General features: G+C 71.7%; 14 protein-coding genes. 10 read left to right on the plus strand and 4 right to left on the minus strand.

All coding sequences use genetic code 11. The features are described from left to right. Nucleotides 1-474: ATP-binding cassette domain-containing protein (locus OZN99_RS12290; protein WP_270935528.1), on the plus strand; the 474-nt coding region annotated here is incomplete at its 5' end. Between the two features lie 307 nt (nt 475-781). Beyond that, nucleotides 782-2,056 (plus strand): transcription termination factor Rho, encoded by a 1,275-nt coding sequence (gene rho, locus OZN99_RS12295; RefSeq protein ID WP_270935529.1) that lies wholly within the window; start codon nt 782-784, stop codon nt 2,054-2,056. A gap of 47 nt (nt 2,057-2,103) precedes the next feature. On the opposite strand, the gene OZN99_RS12300 is transcribed toward rho, so the two are convergent. Then, the gene (locus OZN99_RS12300) at nt 2,104-4,206 is read right to left on the minus strand and encodes a pentapeptide repeat-containing protein (RefSeq protein ID WP_270935531.1); all 2,103 of its coding nucleotides are present in this window, start codon (nt 4,204-4,206) and stop codon (nt 2,104-2,106) included. A 248-nt stretch (nt 4,207-4,454) separates the two neighbouring features. On the opposite strand from OZN99_RS12300, the gene OZN99_RS12305 reads away from it, so the two are divergent. Together OZN99_RS12305 and OZN99_RS12310 are read left to right on the plus strand one after the other, a co-directional pair. After that, complete coding sequence (locus OZN99_RS12305) at nt 4,455-5,105, plus strand: HD domain-containing protein (protein ID WP_270935532.1); 651 nt, start codon at nt 4,455-4,457, stop codon at nt 5,103-5,105. Next, the gene (locus tag OZN99_RS12310; RefSeq protein ID WP_270935533.1) at nt 5,102-5,875 is read left to right on the plus strand and encodes a GNAT family N-acetyltransferase; all 774 of its coding nucleotides are present in this window, start codon (nt 5,102-5,104) and stop codon (nt 5,873-5,875) included. Before OZN99_RS12305 ends, OZN99_RS12310 begins: the two co-directional genes overlap by 4 nt. A 25-nt stretch (nt 5,876-5,900) precedes the next feature. On the opposite strand, the gene OZN99_RS12315 is transcribed toward OZN99_RS12310, so the two are convergent. Beyond that, on the minus strand, nt 5,901-6,875 hold the full coding sequence (locus OZN99_RS12315) for a quinone oxidoreductase family protein (protein WP_270935534.1): 975 nt from the start codon (nt 6,873-6,875) through the stop codon (nt 5,901-5,903). Continuing rightward, complete coding sequence (locus tag OZN99_RS12320) at nt 6,872-7,402, minus strand: methylated-DNA--[protein]-cysteine S-methyltransferase (RefSeq protein WP_270935535.1); 531 nt, start codon at nt 7,400-7,402, stop codon at nt 6,872-6,874. Before OZN99_RS12320 ends, OZN99_RS12315 begins: the two co-directional genes overlap by 4 nt. Nucleotides 7,403-7,576: 174 nt before the next feature. Here OZN99_RS12320 and OZN99_RS12325 point away from each other — a divergent pair, with 174 nt between their 5' ends. The 6 genes from OZN99_RS12325 to OZN99_RS12350 all read left to right on the plus strand — a co-directional run bounded on the left by OZN99_RS12325 (nt 7,577) and on the right by OZN99_RS12350 (nt 13,571). Then, on the plus strand, nt 7,577-7,963 hold the full coding sequence (locus OZN99_RS12325) for a (2Fe-2S) ferredoxin domain-containing protein (RefSeq protein ID WP_270935537.1): 387 nt from the start codon (nt 7,577-7,579) through the stop codon (nt 7,961-7,963). Between the two features lie 83 nt (nt 7,964-8,046). Continuing rightward, the gene (gene mnmE, locus OZN99_RS12330; protein WP_270935538.1) at nt 8,047-9,375 is read left to right on the plus strand and encodes a tRNA uridine-5-carboxymethylaminomethyl(34) synthesis GTPase MnmE; all 1,329 of its coding nucleotides are present in this window, start codon (nt 8,047-8,049) and stop codon (nt 9,373-9,375) included. Between the two features lie 19 nt (nt 9,376-9,394). Beyond that, on the plus strand, nt 9,395-11,263 hold the full coding sequence (gene mnmG, locus OZN99_RS12335) for a tRNA uridine-5-carboxymethylaminomethyl(34) synthesis enzyme MnmG (protein WP_270935539.1): 1,869 nt from the start codon (nt 9,395-9,397) through the stop codon (nt 11,261-11,263). Nucleotides 11,264-11,285: 22 nt separating this feature from the next. Further along, on the plus strand, nt 11,286-11,912 hold the full coding sequence (gene rsmG, locus OZN99_RS12340) for a 16S rRNA (guanine(527)-N(7))-methyltransferase RsmG (RefSeq protein ID WP_270935540.1): 627 nt from the start codon (nt 11,286-11,288) through the stop codon (nt 11,910-11,912). Beyond that, complete coding sequence (locus OZN99_RS12345) at nt 11,893-12,708, plus strand: ParA family protein (protein WP_270935541.1); 816 nt, start codon at nt 11,893-11,895, stop codon at nt 12,706-12,708. Before rsmG ends, OZN99_RS12345 begins: the two co-directional genes overlap by 20 nt. Beyond that, the gene (locus tag OZN99_RS12350; protein ID WP_270935542.1) at nt 12,705-13,571 is read left to right on the plus strand and encodes a ParB/RepB/Spo0J family partition protein; all 867 of its coding nucleotides are present in this window, start codon (nt 12,705-12,707) and stop codon (nt 13,569-13,571) included. The genes OZN99_RS12345 and OZN99_RS12350 overlap by 4 nt, the downstream gene beginning before the upstream one ends. Before the next feature lie 24 nt (nt 13,572-13,595). Here the strand turns inward: OZN99_RS12350 and holA are convergent, their stop codons facing one another. Further along, nucleotides 13,596-14,597 (minus strand): DNA polymerase III subunit delta, encoded by a 1,002-nt coding sequence (holA, locus tag OZN99_RS12355; protein ID WP_270935543.1) that lies wholly within the window; start codon nt 14,595-14,597, stop codon nt 13,596-13,598. Between the last annotated feature and the right edge of the window lie 188 nt (nt 14,598-14,785).

Here is a 14,785-nt window from a genome sequence, read left to right on the forward strand (position 1 = left end):
ACGCTGGCCGCGGCGCTCTGCTACCCCGCGCCGGCCGATGCCTTCCCGGCGGAGGCGCTGCGCGCGGCGCTCGGCCGCTGCAACCTCGCGCACCTGGCCGGGCGGCTCGGCGAGGCGGCGCGCTGGGACCGCGTGCTGTCGCTCGGCGAGCAGCAGCGCCTGGCCTTCGCGCGCCTGCTGCTGCACCGGCCCCGCTGGATCTTCATGGACGAGGCCACCTCCGCCCTGGACGAAGCGAACCAGGCCGCCATGTTCGCCCTGCTGTCCGAGGAGCTGCCGGAGGCCGCGCTGCTCTCGATCGGGCATCGTCCGGGGCTTGCCCGACACCACGACCGCGAACTGGTCGTCCTTCCCGGCCCCGCGGGCGCCGAGCTGGTGGTGCCTGGCGCGCTGCAGCCGCGGGGGATGGTGCCGCGGTCCCGGCGGCGCCGGGAGACGCCGCGGACCCAGCGCTCCCGCGCCGTCATGACTTGACATTCCCGCGCGGGACGCCACCTCCGGGTTGACGGGACGCGCGCCGGGCCCTTAGGTTCACGCGCCTTCCGGCAATCGGCTGCGTCGCACGCATCCGGCACGGACGCCCCGTCCGGCTGTCGCGCTGTCGATCCCTCCCTTCAAGTCCCTGGTCGCCGCGTCCAATGCCCGAGAACCGGGGCGCGCGGCACGGCAAGGGCCTCGCGACCAGCCGCGTGTCGGCCGGTCCGGTCCAGCCGCAGCCCGGGTCATCCTCGATATCTCTGACGCGCGCGGTCCAGGGCGCGCAGGACGGACACAACCGCCCATGCATCTCTCCGAACTCAAGGCCAAGTCTCCGGCCGAGCTCCTCGCCTTCGCCGAGGAGGTGGGGGTCGAGAACGCGTCCTCGCTGCGCAAGCAGGACATGATGTTCGCGATCCTGAAGACGCTGGCCGACAACGAGCAGGCGATCTACGGCGACGGCACGCTGGAGATCCTGTCGGACGGCTTCGGCTTCCTGCGCAGCCCGCAGGCGAACTACCTGCCAGGCCCCGACGACATCTACGTCTCCCCCGCCCAGGTGCGCCGCTTCGGCCTGCGCACCGGCGACACGGTGGAAGGCCAGATCCGCGCGCCGAAGGACGGCGAGCGCTACTTCGCGCTGCTCAAGGTGGACAACGTCAACTTCGAGCCGCCCGAGGCGCTGCGCCACCGCATCAACTTCGACAACCTGACCGCGCTGTATCCGACGCGCCGCCTCAAGATGGAGAACGCCGAGGTCGAGAGCGTCGCGAAGGGCCCGACCAAGGACTACACCCACCGCATCGTCGACCTGATCGCGCCCATCGGCATGGGCCAGCGCGCGCTGATCGTGGCGCCGCCGCGCACCGGCAAGACGGTGATGATGCAGAACATCGCCAAGTCCATCACCGCGAACCACCCCGAGGTCTTCCTCATCGTCCTGCTGATCGACGAGCGGCCGGAGGAAGTGACGGACATGGCGCGTACCGTGCGCGGCGAGGTCGTCGCCTCGACGTTTGATGAGCCGGCGACGCGGCACGTCCAGGTGACGGAGATGGTGCTGGAGAAGGCCAAGCGCCTGGTCGAGCACAAGCGCGACGTGGTGATCCTGCTGGATTCGATCACCCGCCTGGGCCGCGCCTACAACAGCGTCGTGCCGTCCTCCGGCAAGGTGCTGACGGGCGGCGTGGACGCCAATGCGCTGCAGCGCCCGAAGCGCTTCTTCGGCGCGGCGCGCAACATCGAGGAAGGCGGCAGCCTGACCATCATCGCCACCGCGCTGATCGATACCGGCAGCCGCATGGACGAGGTGATCTTCGAGGAGTTCAAGGGCACCGGCAATTCGGAGCTCATCCTGGACCGCAAGCTGTCCGACAAGCGCGTCTTCCCCGCGATCGACATCACCAAGTCCGGCACCCGCAAGGAAGAGCTGCTGGTGGATCGCGCGTCGCTGTCCAAGATGTGGGTTCTGCGCCGCATCCTGAACCCGATGGGCACCCAGGACGCGATGGAGTTCCTGCTGGACAAGCTGAAGTACAGCAAGACCAACCAGGACTTCTTCGACGCGATGAATACGTGAGGGGCGGCGCGGCCGGTCCGGTCGCGCATCCCTCCCGCACCGTCACATTACGGTCGGACCTCGGCAATCTCGGCGAGGCGCGCACGTTCGTCCTCGGTCAGTGCGCGCGCGGCCGGGCACCGCTGCGGATCAGCAAGCCGCGCGGCGAGCGCCGAGCGCGCTGCCCCCGGTCCTTCAGCCGGAAGCGAGACATCGATCTGCTGCAGCACGGCGCGGGCGACCGCGGGCTCCGCGCAGGCCAGGTCGCCGACCCGGCGCGTGACGGCCGTGGACTCCGGGTTCCGGCGCGTGGCCCATTCCCGGCGGAGTCGGTCCGCATCTGCCATGAGATCGGGCGGTGGCTTGTCGTACGGATGCGGCACCGAGCCAACCAACCGACCGAACCGACCGCGCGCTTCGTCGCGCGCCCGTCCTGCCGGGATCTCCTGCAGCCACAGCTCAACCCAGTCGTCCCACGACCGCGCCGGCGCGCAGCGCGCCGGATAGCCGCTGGGCATCGGACATGGCGGCGTGCCGTCGAAGTTCGGCCGGATGATCACCGCATCCGCGGTTGCCGGCGCGACGTCCGCCTCCACGCGCCAGAATCGGACATCCACGACATAGGCGGCCTGGATATTGGCGCCATGGATCCCCGCGCCCTGGAGGTGGGCACCGGGCAAATGCGCACCCTGCAACGATGCACCGCCAAGGCCTGCACCCTGAAGCTCCGCGCCCGCCAGTACGGCGCCGCGGAGACTGGCGCCGACCAGCGAGGCGCCCTGTAGGCGGGCCGATGCCAGGGCTGCGCCATCGAGGTCCGCCTGATCGAGCTTCGTCCCAAGCAGACGCGCCGAACCCAAATCTGCGCCTTGCAGGCGCGCGCGGAACAGGGAGGCTCCCTGCAACTGCGCTCGTTCCAGCCGCGCGTTCTCCAGCCGCGCTTCGTCGAGCCTGGCGCCCTGAAGCGCCGCGCGTTCCAGGACGGCGCCTTGCAGCCGGGCCCGCACCAGCGAGGCGCCCTGTAGCGATGCGCCTGTCAGGTCCACCTTGCGGAGGTCGGCGCGATCCAGGACGGCGTATTGCAGGTTTCGCCCGCGCAGCACGCGCGTGCGCGCCATCGTGGCCAGTCGCGCATCATCCTCCGGCACGAAATCCTCGTCGGGCAGCACCAGGCGCCGCGACAAGGGACTGGCCGGACGCTGCGTGACAGCATCCACCTCGCCATCGAACAGGGCGCGGCGCAGCCCCACGGCGACCGGCTCGGCTGGTAGCCGGGGTGCGCGATACCGGTCAGGCGGACCCTCCACCTGGCCGACCAACCGAGCGAAGAAGGTGCGCAGCGGCGCCTGGTCCGCCTGATCCGCGAAGACCGCGGGCAGCACGCCTGGCAGGCGGGGCGCGATGCGATCGGCGGCCTCCCCAGGGATCGTCGCGATGACGATGGAGAACAGGAGAACGACGCCAGCGGCCGCGGTGCGGGGCAGGGCGATGGCCCAGAGACGCTTTCGTGGTGCGAGGTTCGGCCACAGCAGATAGATCAGCAGAAGATCCGCAAGCAGCAGGATCCGGTGCCACCAGGTGATCCATTCGGCCTGATAGGGCAGGAACCGGAGCTGGATGAACAGCAGCAGCAGCACGGGCGCAATGGCTAGGGTCGTCCACGCCATCAGCGCCACCTGGAAGCGGCGCGCCGCATAACGCTCCAGCACCAGCAACTGGACAACGGAGAAGCTGTCGAGACGCTGCAGGGCCCGCTGGCGCGCCTCGGCATCGTCGCCGGCCTGGCGGTCCAGCTCGTCCAGGAACGCGTGCAGTTTGCGCGCCATCGGACGAAGCTGTGCCAGCGTGTAGAAGTGCAGCACGACGAAGATTGACGGCACGACCACGTAGAAGCCCAGCAGCGGCAGTTCCACGCCCAGAAACGGCACGCGCACCGGCTCTTCGAGGAACAGCACGCGATGCGTGGTGGAGCCGACGAGCGCCGCCAGTGTGATCATGATCGTCACGAAGTAGAGCCACTGCGCCGCCTCGCGCTTGGCCGCGTCGTTGGCGGCGTCGGCCAGCGTCTTGAGGTCCGTCTCGACACGCGGCTTCGGGGGCGGCGGCTGCGGAGGCCGGCGCGGCGCGGGCATGCGGGGCGTCGATCTGATCGCGTTTCGCGCGTCGTTCACGATGGCGACGCTACCGAGGGATCGATCGCCCGTGCAATCATGTTGCTGATGCGCGGAGGGACTTGGTCACCATGCGGCGCACTCGCCCTGGTTGTGCCGGGCACCGTTGCAACCATCGGGCGACGCAACCCGACGCCCCAACAATAAGCAGAAATTTCAGGTCCGTTTCTAGCTTTTTGGGACAACCCGACTAGGCTATGGTCGCAAGGCCTTCCGGCAAGGCGGTACGATAATGGATCTCCGTCAACATGGTGGACCCGGCGATCTCGGTCTCGGCGCAGGATGCCCTGGATGCAAGGCTGGCGCGCTTCCGGCAGCGATCCTCGGCGCCGGCGATGCGGGACTCAACTGACGCCATGATGCTGCGCGCGGCCGTCTTCGCCGCGCGGGTGCATGCGACGCATCGCCGCAAGGGCGCGTCGGGCGAGCCCTATGTGAACCACGTGCTGGAAGTGGCGCAGATCCTGGCCGAACATGGCGCCCCGCCGGAGGCCGTGGTCGCCGGCCTGCTGCACGACACCGTCGAGGACAGCAGCGACGACCCGGATCCCATCACGCATGAGCGCCTGGTGGACGAGTTCGGCGAGCAGGTCGCCTGCATCGTCGCGGAGGCGACGGACGACAAGTCGCTGCCGAAGGAGACCCGAAAGGCGCTTCAGGTGAAGGAGGCGTCGGCCAAGAGCCAGGCGGCGAAGATGGTGAAGCTCGCCGACAAGATCTCCAACCTGCGCGCGATCGCGATGAGCCCGCCAGCCAGTTGGGACCATGCGCGGCGCGTGGAGTATGTCGGCTGGGCCGGGCGCGTGGCGATCGGGCTGCGCGGGGCGAATCCGGGGCTCGATGCGCTGTTCGATGCGACCTATCGTGCGGCGATGGTGAGGCTGGCCGCCGAGGCATGACATCGGACGCAACGCGGGCCATGCCCGGCGTGCTGGAGGTCGAGCGCGCGACGCTCACTGCCGTCCCGGCGCCGCGCATCGCCTTCGACGGCGGATTCGTGCTGCGGAGTTTCGCGGGCGGCACCGGGCGGGCCAATGCGGCCTGTCCGCTGGACCCCACGCCCGATCCGGCGCTCGAGGCGCGCATCGCGCGCATCGAGGGCTTCTACACGCGCGTCGGGTTGCGGCCACGCTTCCGCTCCACGCCGCTGGACCCGCCAGGCCTGGCCGGGCTGCTGACCAGCCGCGGCTATGCGCCGCACGACGAAAGCCACGTCATCTGCGGCCTGCTATCCGGCTTCGCGGCGGCGGATCCTGCGTGCGAGATCCTTGCCGGGCCGGCAGATCCCTGGATGGAGGTGCTTGCGACGGCGGAGCACCAAGTGCCCGCGCGACGGGAAGAGAAGGCGCGCATGCCGGAGCTGCTCGGCGTGCCGGCGGCCTGGATCCTGCTGCGAAGCGCGGGCATCCCGGCCGCCTGCGCCTTCGTCACCGCCGACGGGCCGCTGGCAGGGCTGTTCGACCTGGTCGTGCGGCCGGAATTCCGTCGCCGGGGTCTCGGCCAGCGGGTCATGGCGGCTGCCGGCGCCTGGGCCGTGGAGCAGGGTGCGCGTTTCGCTTACGCGCAGGTGGCCTGCAGCAATGCGGCATCCCTGGCGCTGAACGCCGGCCTCGGCCTGACGGAGCTGTATCGCTACCGCTACCTGCTGCCGGAAACTGCCGCGCGCTGACGGTCTCGGCCGGTGGCGTTCCGCCTCAGGGCAGCAGGATGGTGCTGCCCGTTGTGCGGCGCCCCTCGAGGGCGCGATGCGCCTCGGCCGCGTCCTTCAGCGCGAAGCGCTGGTTCACGTTGATCTTCACCGCCCCCTTGGCGACGACGTCGAACAGCGCGGTCGCGCAGGCGTCCAGGTCCTCGCGCTTGGCCGTGTAGGTCGCGAGCGTCGGCCGGGTGAGATAGAGCGATCCCTTGGCCGCCAGGATGCCGATATCGGCGATGGACACCGGGCCGGAGGCGTTGCCGTAGGACACCATCATCCCGAAGGGCGCGAGGCAGTCCAACGAGGTCATGAAGGTGTCCCGGCCGACGCTGTCGAACACCACGGGCAGCATGGCGCCGCCGGTGATCTCCTTCACGCGCGCGGGCAGGCTCTCCGTGCCCACCACCACATGGTCGGCCCCATGGGCGCGGACGAGCTCGGCCTTCGCGTCGCTGCTGACGCAGCCGATCACGGTGCAGCCCAGGTGCTTCGCCCACTGCACCATGATCAGCCCGACGCCGCCGGCCGCGGCATGCACCAGGATCGTCTGGCCCGCCTGCACCTTGTAGGTGCGGGTCAGCAGGAAGCAGGCCGTCATGCCCTGCAGCATCATGGCGGCTGCCTGGTCGAAGGGGATCGCGTCCGGCAGCTTCACCAGGCGGTCGGCCTTGATGGCCCGCGCCTCGGCATAGGCACCGATCGGCGCGGTGGCGTAGGCCACGCGGTCGCCGGGCACGACATGGGTCACGCCCTCGCCAACCGCCTCGACCACGCCGGCGGCTTCCATGCCGATCGTCGCAGGCAGGGCCGGCGCCTTGTAGAGGCCGGTGCGGAAATAGACGTCGATGTAGTTCAGGCCGATCGCCGCGTGGCGGACCAGCGCCTCGCCGGGGCGAGGCGCCGGCAGGGGCACCTCCTCCCAGACCATAGCCTCGGGGCCGCCGTATTCATGGACGCGGATGGCGTGGTTCATGGGGTGGTGGTTCCTGCAAGGCCAGCCCGGGCGATGCCGAGCGGGAGTTCGGGTTGCGCCGAGGCGGAGGGGGCGGCGCCGCGCGCCCGCTCCTCGTGCCGCAGCAGCCAGGATTTCGTGGCGGCGCCGTCTCCGCCGGAATAGCCGCCAAGCGCGCCACCGGCAGCAAGGACGCGGTGACACGGGATGATGATCGGGATCGGGTTTGCCCCATTGGCCTGGCCGACGGCCCGGGCGGAACTGCCGAGCGCGCGCGCCAACTCGCCATAGCTGCGTCTGTCGCCGGCCGGGATCGTCCGAAGCACCTGCCAGACACGCAGCTGGAACGCGGTCCCGTGCGGGGCCAGGGGCAGGTCGAAGCCGGCGCTGGGATTGTCGAAATAGTCCTGCAGCTGCGCCACGGCCCTGCCTAGAAGGGGTGTGCGGCTCTGGTCGCGGCCGCGGCCCCAGTCAAGCGCCACGATCGCGCCGTCCTCTTCGGAGACGGTCACCTCGCCGAGCGGGGTCAGGCAGGTGAGTTGCGGCATCGCGGCGGTCCAGGGCGCGCCATGCGCCACAATCTGCCCCCATCCGTCAAGCCGACCGGTCCGCGAAGCTGCGTGTCCTCATGCGCCGCGCCCTCCGGTCACGCCTGGGCCGACCCTGGCAGGCGCGACGGCCTCTCGCTACATGCCGATGACCGTCACACCCCGGAGCCTGTCTTGGCCGACGCCCCCGCCTCCATCGCACCCGGCTACGATGCGGCCGACCCGCCGGCCTATTTCCGGGCGCATGTCTTCGTCTGCTGCAACCGGCGGCCGGACGGGCATCGCCGCGGCTCCTGCGCCGCCCGGGGCAGCGAGGATCTGCGCGACTACATGAAGGCGCGGGCCAAGGAGCTCGGGCTGCGCGACGTCCGGGTGAACATGGCGGGCTGCCTGGACCGCTGCGAGTTCGGCCCGACCCTGGTGATCTATCCCGAAGGCGTCTGGTACAGCGCCAAGACGCGTGACGACATCGACGCCATCCTGGCCGCCCATCTGGTCGAGGGCGGCCGGGCGCGGCACCTGATGCTCACGGAGCGGGACGTGATCCCGCCGAAGGCGTGACATGGCCGTGGGCCGCCCTCACCCGTCGTTTCACGTGAAACGCCTGCCGCGCCCATGAGGCGGCGCCCGGCACGGCGTGGCGCATGACCCGGCTTGACGACACGGTCTTCGCCAAGGCGTCGGGCGCGGGCCAGGCCGCAGTGGCCGTGCTCCGCCTATCCGGACCGGCCAGCGGCGAGGTCGTGAGGTCCCTGGCGGGAGGCCTGCCGCCCCCGCGGGTCGCAAGCCTGCGCCGCCTGCGCGACCCGACGAGCCGCGAGGTCCTGGACGAGGCGCTCGTGCTCTGGTTCCCCGCGCCGCGCAGCTACACCGGAGAGGATGCGGCGGAGCTGCACCTGCATGGCGGCACCGCGGTATTCGCAGGCGTGGCGGCCGCCCTGGCAGCACTCGGCTGCCGGCCAGCCGATCCGGGCGAGTTCACCCGGCGGGCCTTCCTGCACGGCAAGCTGGACCTGACCCAGGCCGAGGCGATCGCTGACCTCATCGCCGCCGAAACGGCGCCGCAGAGACGCCAGGCTCTCCGCCAAGCCGAGGGAGCCCTGTCCCGGCTCTACGGGGATTGGACGGCGCGTGCGACGCGCCTCCTTGCCCACCAGGAGGCGGCCATCGAGTTCGAGATGGACGACCTGCCGACGGACCTCGGGAACCGCGCCCGGGACGGCGCGGCAACGCTGCGGGCCGAGATCCTCCGTCATCTCGACGACAACCGCCGCGGCGAACGGCTCCGGGAGGGGCTCTCGGTCGCGATCCTGGGCGCCCCCAATGCCGGCAAGTCCTCCCTGCTGAACGCCCTGGTCGGGCGGGATGCCGCGATCGTCTCTCCGCATCCGGGCACCACGCGGGACATCGTGGAGGGGCGGATCGAGCTGGATGGGGTGCCGCTCGTGGTCGCCGATACGGCCGGGCTGCGCCAGACCGGCGACGAGATCGAGCAGGAAGGCGTGCGCCGTGCCAGGGCGCGGGCCGAAGCCGCCGACCTGGTCGTGGCCGTCTTCCCCGCCGATGCTCCACCCGATGCCGAGACACGACGCCTCGTCGCCGCAGATCCGGGCGCCCTGCTGGTGGCCAGCAAGTGCGACCTCGCGGCCCCCGCGGCGATGCTCGATGGCCGGCCTCTGCTGCCCACCAGCGCGGTCACCGGCCTTGGCCTGGCGAAGCTCCGTGCGGCGCTGGCCGTCGCGGCGCAAGAGCGCGCCGGCCTGACCGAAACGCCCCTGCTGACGCGCGCCCGCCACCGTGCCGCGCTGGGCGAGGCAGCCGAGCGACTCAAGGAGGCGACCGACGCCGCCTTGCCCGAACTGGCGGCGGAGGCATTGCGCGGTGCCGTACTGGCATTGGGGCGCCTGACCGGGCGTGTCGGCGTCGAAGATGTCCTCGACCTGGTCTTCGCCGACTTCTGCATCGGCAAGTAGCCGGCCTATATCCCCCTGCATGACTGGGACCCTGAGCTACGACGTCGTCGTGGTCGGCGGCGGCCACGCCGGCTGCGAGGCGGCAGCGGCCGCTGCGCGCTGCGGCGCGCGCACGTTGCTGCTGACGCATCGCCTGGACACCATCGGGGAGATGTCCTGCAACCCCGCCATCGGCGGGATCGGCAAGGGCCACCTGGTCCGCGAGATCGACGCGCTGGATGGCCTGATGGCACGGGCCGCGGATGCGGCGGCCATTCATGTCAAGCTGCTCAACCGCAGCAAGGGCCCGGCCGTGCGTGGCCCCCGGGCCCAGGCCGACCGCAGGCTCTATCGGGCGGCCATGCAGGGGCTGCTGGCCGCGACGCGCAACCTCGACCTGCTTGCGGATGCCGCGGAGGACCTGGACCGCGACGCGACCGGGCGGATCGCCGCCGTGCTCACGGCCGGCGGGCGGCGCGTCCGCTGCGGCGCCGTGGTGATCACGACCGGCACCTTCCTGCGCGGCGAAATCCACCTGGGAGACCAGCGCATCCCGGCGGGACGGCACGGCGACGCTCCCTCCGTCGGGCTGGCCCGGGCGCTGGAGCGGTTCGACCTGCCCCTCGCGCGGCTGAAGACAGGCACGCCGCCCCGTCTCGACGGGCGCAGCATCGACTGGGACGCGGTGGATTCGCAGCCCGGCGATTCGCCGCCTGAACCCCTCTCCTGGCTGACGGACCGCATCACCAATCCGCAGGTTGCCTGCGGCATCACCTGGACCACGCCGGCGACCCATGCGCTGATCCGCGGCAATCTGCACCGCACCGCCGTCTATGGCGGCCGCATCCAGGGCGTCGGCCCGCGCTACTGCCCATCCATCGAGGACAAGGTCGTCCGCTTCGCGGACCGGGATCGCCACCAGGTGTTCCTCGAGCCGGAGGGGCTGGACGACGACACCGTGTATCCGAACGGCATTTCCACCAGCCTGCCGGCCGACCTGCAGGCGGAGATGATCGCGTCGATCCCGGGGCTGCAGCACGCGCGGATTCTTCGGCCGGGCTACGCGATCGAATACGATCATGTGGACCCGCGCGCGCTCCACCCCACGCTCGAGACCCGCGCCATCGAGGGACTGTTCCTGGCCGGGCAGATCAACGGCACGACCGGATACGAGGAAGCGGCCGCGCAGGGGCTGATGGCCGGGCTCAATGCGGCGATGCGCGCGGCCGGCACCAGGCCCGACCGGGTTCTCGGCCGGGCCGAGGCCTATATCGGCGTGCTGATTGACGACCTCGTCCTGCACGGGGTGTCGGAGCCGTACCGGATGCTCACCGCCCGGGCCGAGCACCGGCTGAGCCTGCGCGCCGACAATGCCGGGCTGCGGCTGACCGGCCGCGGCATCGCCTGGGGCTGCGTCGGCGAAGAGCGCGCACGCCGCCATGCTGCCTTTGCCGCCGCTGTGGCCGACGCGATCGCCCGTGCCGGCCGGGACGACGCAACGACCAGCGCCATCGCCGCGGCCGGCCTGCCGGTGCGGCAGGACGGCCGGCGGCGCACGCCGCTGGACCTGCTCGCGCTGCCGGAGATCGGGCTGCCGGGGGCGGCGCGTGTCTTCCCCTGGCTGGCCGCCCTTCCGCCCGACGTCGCCACGCAGCTTGAAGCGGAGGCGCTCTACGCCCCCTACCTCCGCCGTCAGGAGTCCGAGCGCCGCCTGATCGAGCGAGAGGAGCGGCTTGCGATCCCGGCGGGCACCGATTTCGCCGCTGTCCCCGGCCTCTCGCGGGAGATGCAGCAGCGGCTCGCCGGCGCACGCCCTGCGACACTGGGCAGTGCCGGGCGTGTCCCCGGCATCACCCCGGCCGCCATCGCGGCGCTGGCCGTCCACCTCCGCCGCGCATCGGCAGGCTGAGGTGTTTCACGTGAAACCGAGTGTGGACGAGCGGCGGCTGCCACTCCCGCCCGATCCCCCTCTCCTGCCGGAGGCCGCTGCGCGGCTGGACGACTTCCTGGATCTGCTGCTGCGCTGGAACAGCCGGATCAATCTCGTCGCCGATCGGGACGCCGAAGCGATCCGTACGCGGCACATCGCCGATTCCCTCCAGCTCCTGCCACTGTTGCCGCCCGGCGACGGTCCGATGGCCGATCTCGGCAGCGGTGCGGGCTTTCCCGGTCTCATCCTCGCCATCGCGACCGGCCGCCCGACGCACCTGATCGAAGCGGATCGCCGCAAGGCCGCCTTCCTGACGGAGGCCGCAGGCCGCCTCGGCCTCGCGCAGGTCCAGGTGCATCCGCTTCGGATCGAGGCTGTGCGCCTGCCGCCCGTCTCGGTCGTCACCGCGCGGGCCCTGGCGCCCCTTGCTGAGTTGCTGGCGCACGCCGCACGGCTGCTCGCGCCCGGCGGGGTTGCCGTCTTTCCGAAGGGCCGGACCGCGGAGGCCGAGTTGACCGCCGCCCTCGCGCACTGGACAGTGCAGGTCGAACGGTTCGCCAGCCGGACCGACCCCACTGCCACCATCCTCCGTCTGAGCGATATCCGACGTGCCGGCACGGACGCCTGACCGCGCAGCACCGCGGATCCTTGCCTTCGCCAACCAGAAGGGCGGCGTCGGGAAGACCACGACCGCGATCAACCTGGCCACCGCGCTTGCCGTGGATCACCAGGTCCTGTTGCTTGACCTGGATCCACAGGGCAACGCCTCCACCGGGCTCGGCGTCGCCCGCAGCGACCGGGCGGCCGGAAGCTACGCGTTGCTGGTGGAGAACCGTCCGCTCTCCGAGTTGATCCGGCCGACGGGAGTCAGGAACCTGTCCATCCTGCCGGCCGATCCCGATCTCGCCGGGGCCGAGGTCGAACTGGTCGGCATGGACTCGCGGGAGCGCCGCCTGGCTCTGGCGCTCGAGGTCGGCGCCGCGGCGTTGGCCGGCTTCGACTATGTCTTCCTGGACTGCCCACCTTCGCTCGGCCTGATCACGCTGAACGCGCTGGTCGCGGCGGACGGCGTGATCGTGCCCCTGCAGACCGAGTTCTTCGCGCTGGAAGGCATCAGCCAGATCACCCGGACTATCGACCGCGTCCGCCGCGCCTTGAACCCCCGCCTGGCATTGGACGGCATCGTGCTGACCATGGCCGACCGACGGAACAACCTCTCTGAACTGGTCGCCAGCGACGTGCGCAGCTTCTTCAAGGACAAGGTGTTCGAGACCGTGATCCCGCGCAACGTGCGTGTCAGCGAGGCGCCTTCCCACGGGCTGCCCGTCCTGCTCTACGATTTCCGCTCGCCCGGCGCGCAGGCCTATGTCCGGCTCGCGGCGGAATTCCTGAAAAGGGAGCGCGCAAGGGCGCGCACGCCATGAGCAGCACCAGCCGCAAGCCCCCGACCTCCCGCCTTGGCCGCGGCCTGTCGGCCCTGATCCCGGATGCGCCCGCCACCCCGGACGCCGCCACCCTTCGCACACTGCCCGTCGAGGCGCTGGAGCCCGGCCCGTTCCAGCCGCGCGGCGGCATGGATAGGGCAAGTCTGGAGGAACTGGCGGAGTCGATCCGCGCGCATGGCATCCTGCAGCCCATCCTGGCCAGGCCGAAACCCGGCAGCCCCGGCAGCTACGAGATCGTCGGTGGCGAGCGCCGCTGGCGCGCTGCCCAGGCGGCGCAACTGCACGAGGTGCCGGTCGTCGTCCGCGACCTCGGCGACCAGGAGGCCATGGCGGCAGGCCTGGTCGAGAACCTGCAACGCCAGGACCTCAACGCGATGGAGGAGGCCGAGGGGTACCGCCGCCTCCTCGAGGAGTTCGGCCTGACGCAGGAAGGCCTCGGCCAGGCGGTCGGGAAAAGCCGCAGCCACGTCGCCAACACGCTCCGCCTGCTCACCCTGCCGGCGGAGGTGCGCGACATGGTGCGTGGCGGCACCCTGTCCGCTGGCCATGCACGCACCCTGGTGGGCGCTGCGGATCCCGGGCGCCTGGCTGCGCTGATCGTCGCCCGCGGGCTGAACGTGCGACAGGCCGAGGCGCTGGCCGCCGCCCAGGCCCGGCCGAAGCCAGGGCCATCGGCCCGCACTGACCGCGACCCGGAGGCCGCGGCCCTGGAACGCGACCTGACCGAACGGCTCGGCCTGCGCGTGTCGGTGAAGCATCAGGGCAAGGGCGGCGAGGTCGTCATCCGCTACCGCGACCTCGACCAGCTCGACGGCCTGGTCCGGCTGCTGTCCGGCGGCTGAGCCCGACCGCCAGAACGCCTCGGCCTATCGCCGGGCCTGCCGCGCCACCGCCGCCAGGGCGGCACGGGCGATGATGACATCGGCGTCCCGGAACGCCGTGGTCTTGGTGCGCTTCTCCGCTTCGAGCAGCGCCGTCCCGGCCGCCTCGAGCGCCGCCGGCGACCACAGCCGCAGCGCACGCTCGAAGGCCGCCTTGTGGCGGAAGAAGACCGGTGGCCGAAGCACCGAGGCATCGCCGCCGGCCACCGCCGCCTCGTGCAGGCGCTGGACATGCCGCAGGGCGGCGCGCAGCACGGCGACGGGGCTTGCGCCCTCCGCGAAGGCCGCCGCCAGCGCCCGGTCTGCGGTTGCGCCATCCCCCGCCGTCGCCGCCATCAGCGCCTCGTCCAGGTCGAGCGCCGCGCCCTCCGCCCCGCAGGCCAGCACGGCCTCCTCGTCGACGCGCCCGCCCGCGCCGACATACAGCGCCAGCTTCTCCACCTCCCGCCGCGTCTGCATCCGGTCCTCGCCCAGACGCCCGGCCAGCCAGGACAGCGCCGCGGGGTCGGCCTGGACGCCTTCCTCCCTCAGCATCCGCCCGAGCGTCGCAGCCAGTTCCTCACCGCGCTCGCGGTAGCAGGCGATCACCGCCACCCCGGTCTCGGCCTCGGCCAGCACGCGCAGCTTGGACCGCGTCGTCAGCTCCCCGCCCTCCAGCACCAGCAGCGCTTCGCCCGGGGTTGCCAGCGCGTCCTTGAGCGGCCCGGCATGGGCATCGGTCGCTTCACGCAGACGCACGACGCGTCGCCCGCCGGTCATGGCGAGCGCGGCCACCTCGCCGGCGAGCACCCCCGCACGGGCCGCCTCTTCGCGGCTCAGCTCGGCCAGGCGGAAGGGATCGTCCATCTGCCCGCCGAGCACGGTGCGCACCAGCGCCTCCGCGCGTTCGCGCACCAGCCCGGCATCGTCGCCATGCAGCAGTACGGCACGGAACCCGGCGGGATCCGCCAGCACGCCCGGGGCCCGCCGCGCGTCGATCTTCGCCATGACGAGCCCGGCTCAGCCGCCGTTGCGCGGGAGCGTCACCGCCAGGTGCCCGGCGATCCGAACCCGGTGCCGATGCCGCCATCCGTGCCGCCCGTGCCCGGCAGCGGGATGGCCGGCCCGCCCGGGCCCGGCGGCTGCCGCAGCTCGGGCAGGGACGGCGGCGGCTGCACGGGCGCGATCGCCTGCGC

The sequence above is a fragment of the Falsiroseomonas oryzae genome (assembly GCF_027856955.1).
GTDB classification, from domain to species: Bacteria; Pseudomonadota; Alphaproteobacteria; order Acetobacterales; family Acetobacteraceae; genus Falsiroseomonas; species Falsiroseomonas oryzae.

Bases quoted from the DNA above. Each gene is read 5' to 3' on its own strand.
- rho (WP_270935529.1), top strand. From the start codon at position 782: ATGCATCTCTCCGAACTCAAGGCCAAGTCTCCGGCCGAGCTCCTCGCC.
- OZN99_RS12305 (WP_270935532.1), top strand. From the start codon at position 4,455: ATGGTGGACCCGGCGATCTCGGTCTCGGCGCAGGATGCCCTGGATGCA.
- OZN99_RS12310 (WP_270935533.1), top strand. From the start codon at position 5,102: ATGACATCGGACGCAACGCGGGCCATGCCCGGCGTGCTGGAGGTCGAG.
- OZN99_RS12315 (WP_270935534.1), bottom strand. From the start codon at position 6,875: ATGAACCACGCCATCCGCGTCCATGAATACGGCGGCCCCGAGGCTATG.
- OZN99_RS12320 (WP_270935535.1), bottom strand. From the start codon at position 7,402: ATGCCGCAACTCACCTGCCTGACCCCGCTCGGCGAGGTGACCGTCTCC.
- mnmE (WP_270935538.1), top strand. From the start codon at position 8,047: ATGACCCGGCTTGACGACACGGTCTTCGCCAAGGCGTCGGGCGCGGGC.
- mnmG (WP_270935539.1), top strand. From the start codon at position 9,395: ATGACTGGGACCCTGAGCTACGACGTCGTCGTGGTCGGCGGCGGCCAC.
- OZN99_RS12350 (WP_270935542.1), top strand. From the start codon at position 12,705: ATGAGCAGCACCAGCCGCAAGCCCCCGACCTCCCGCCTTGGCCGCGGC.
- holA (WP_270935543.1), bottom strand. From the start codon at position 14,597: ATGGCGAAGATCGACGCGCGGCGGGCCCCGGGCGTGCTGGCGGATCCC.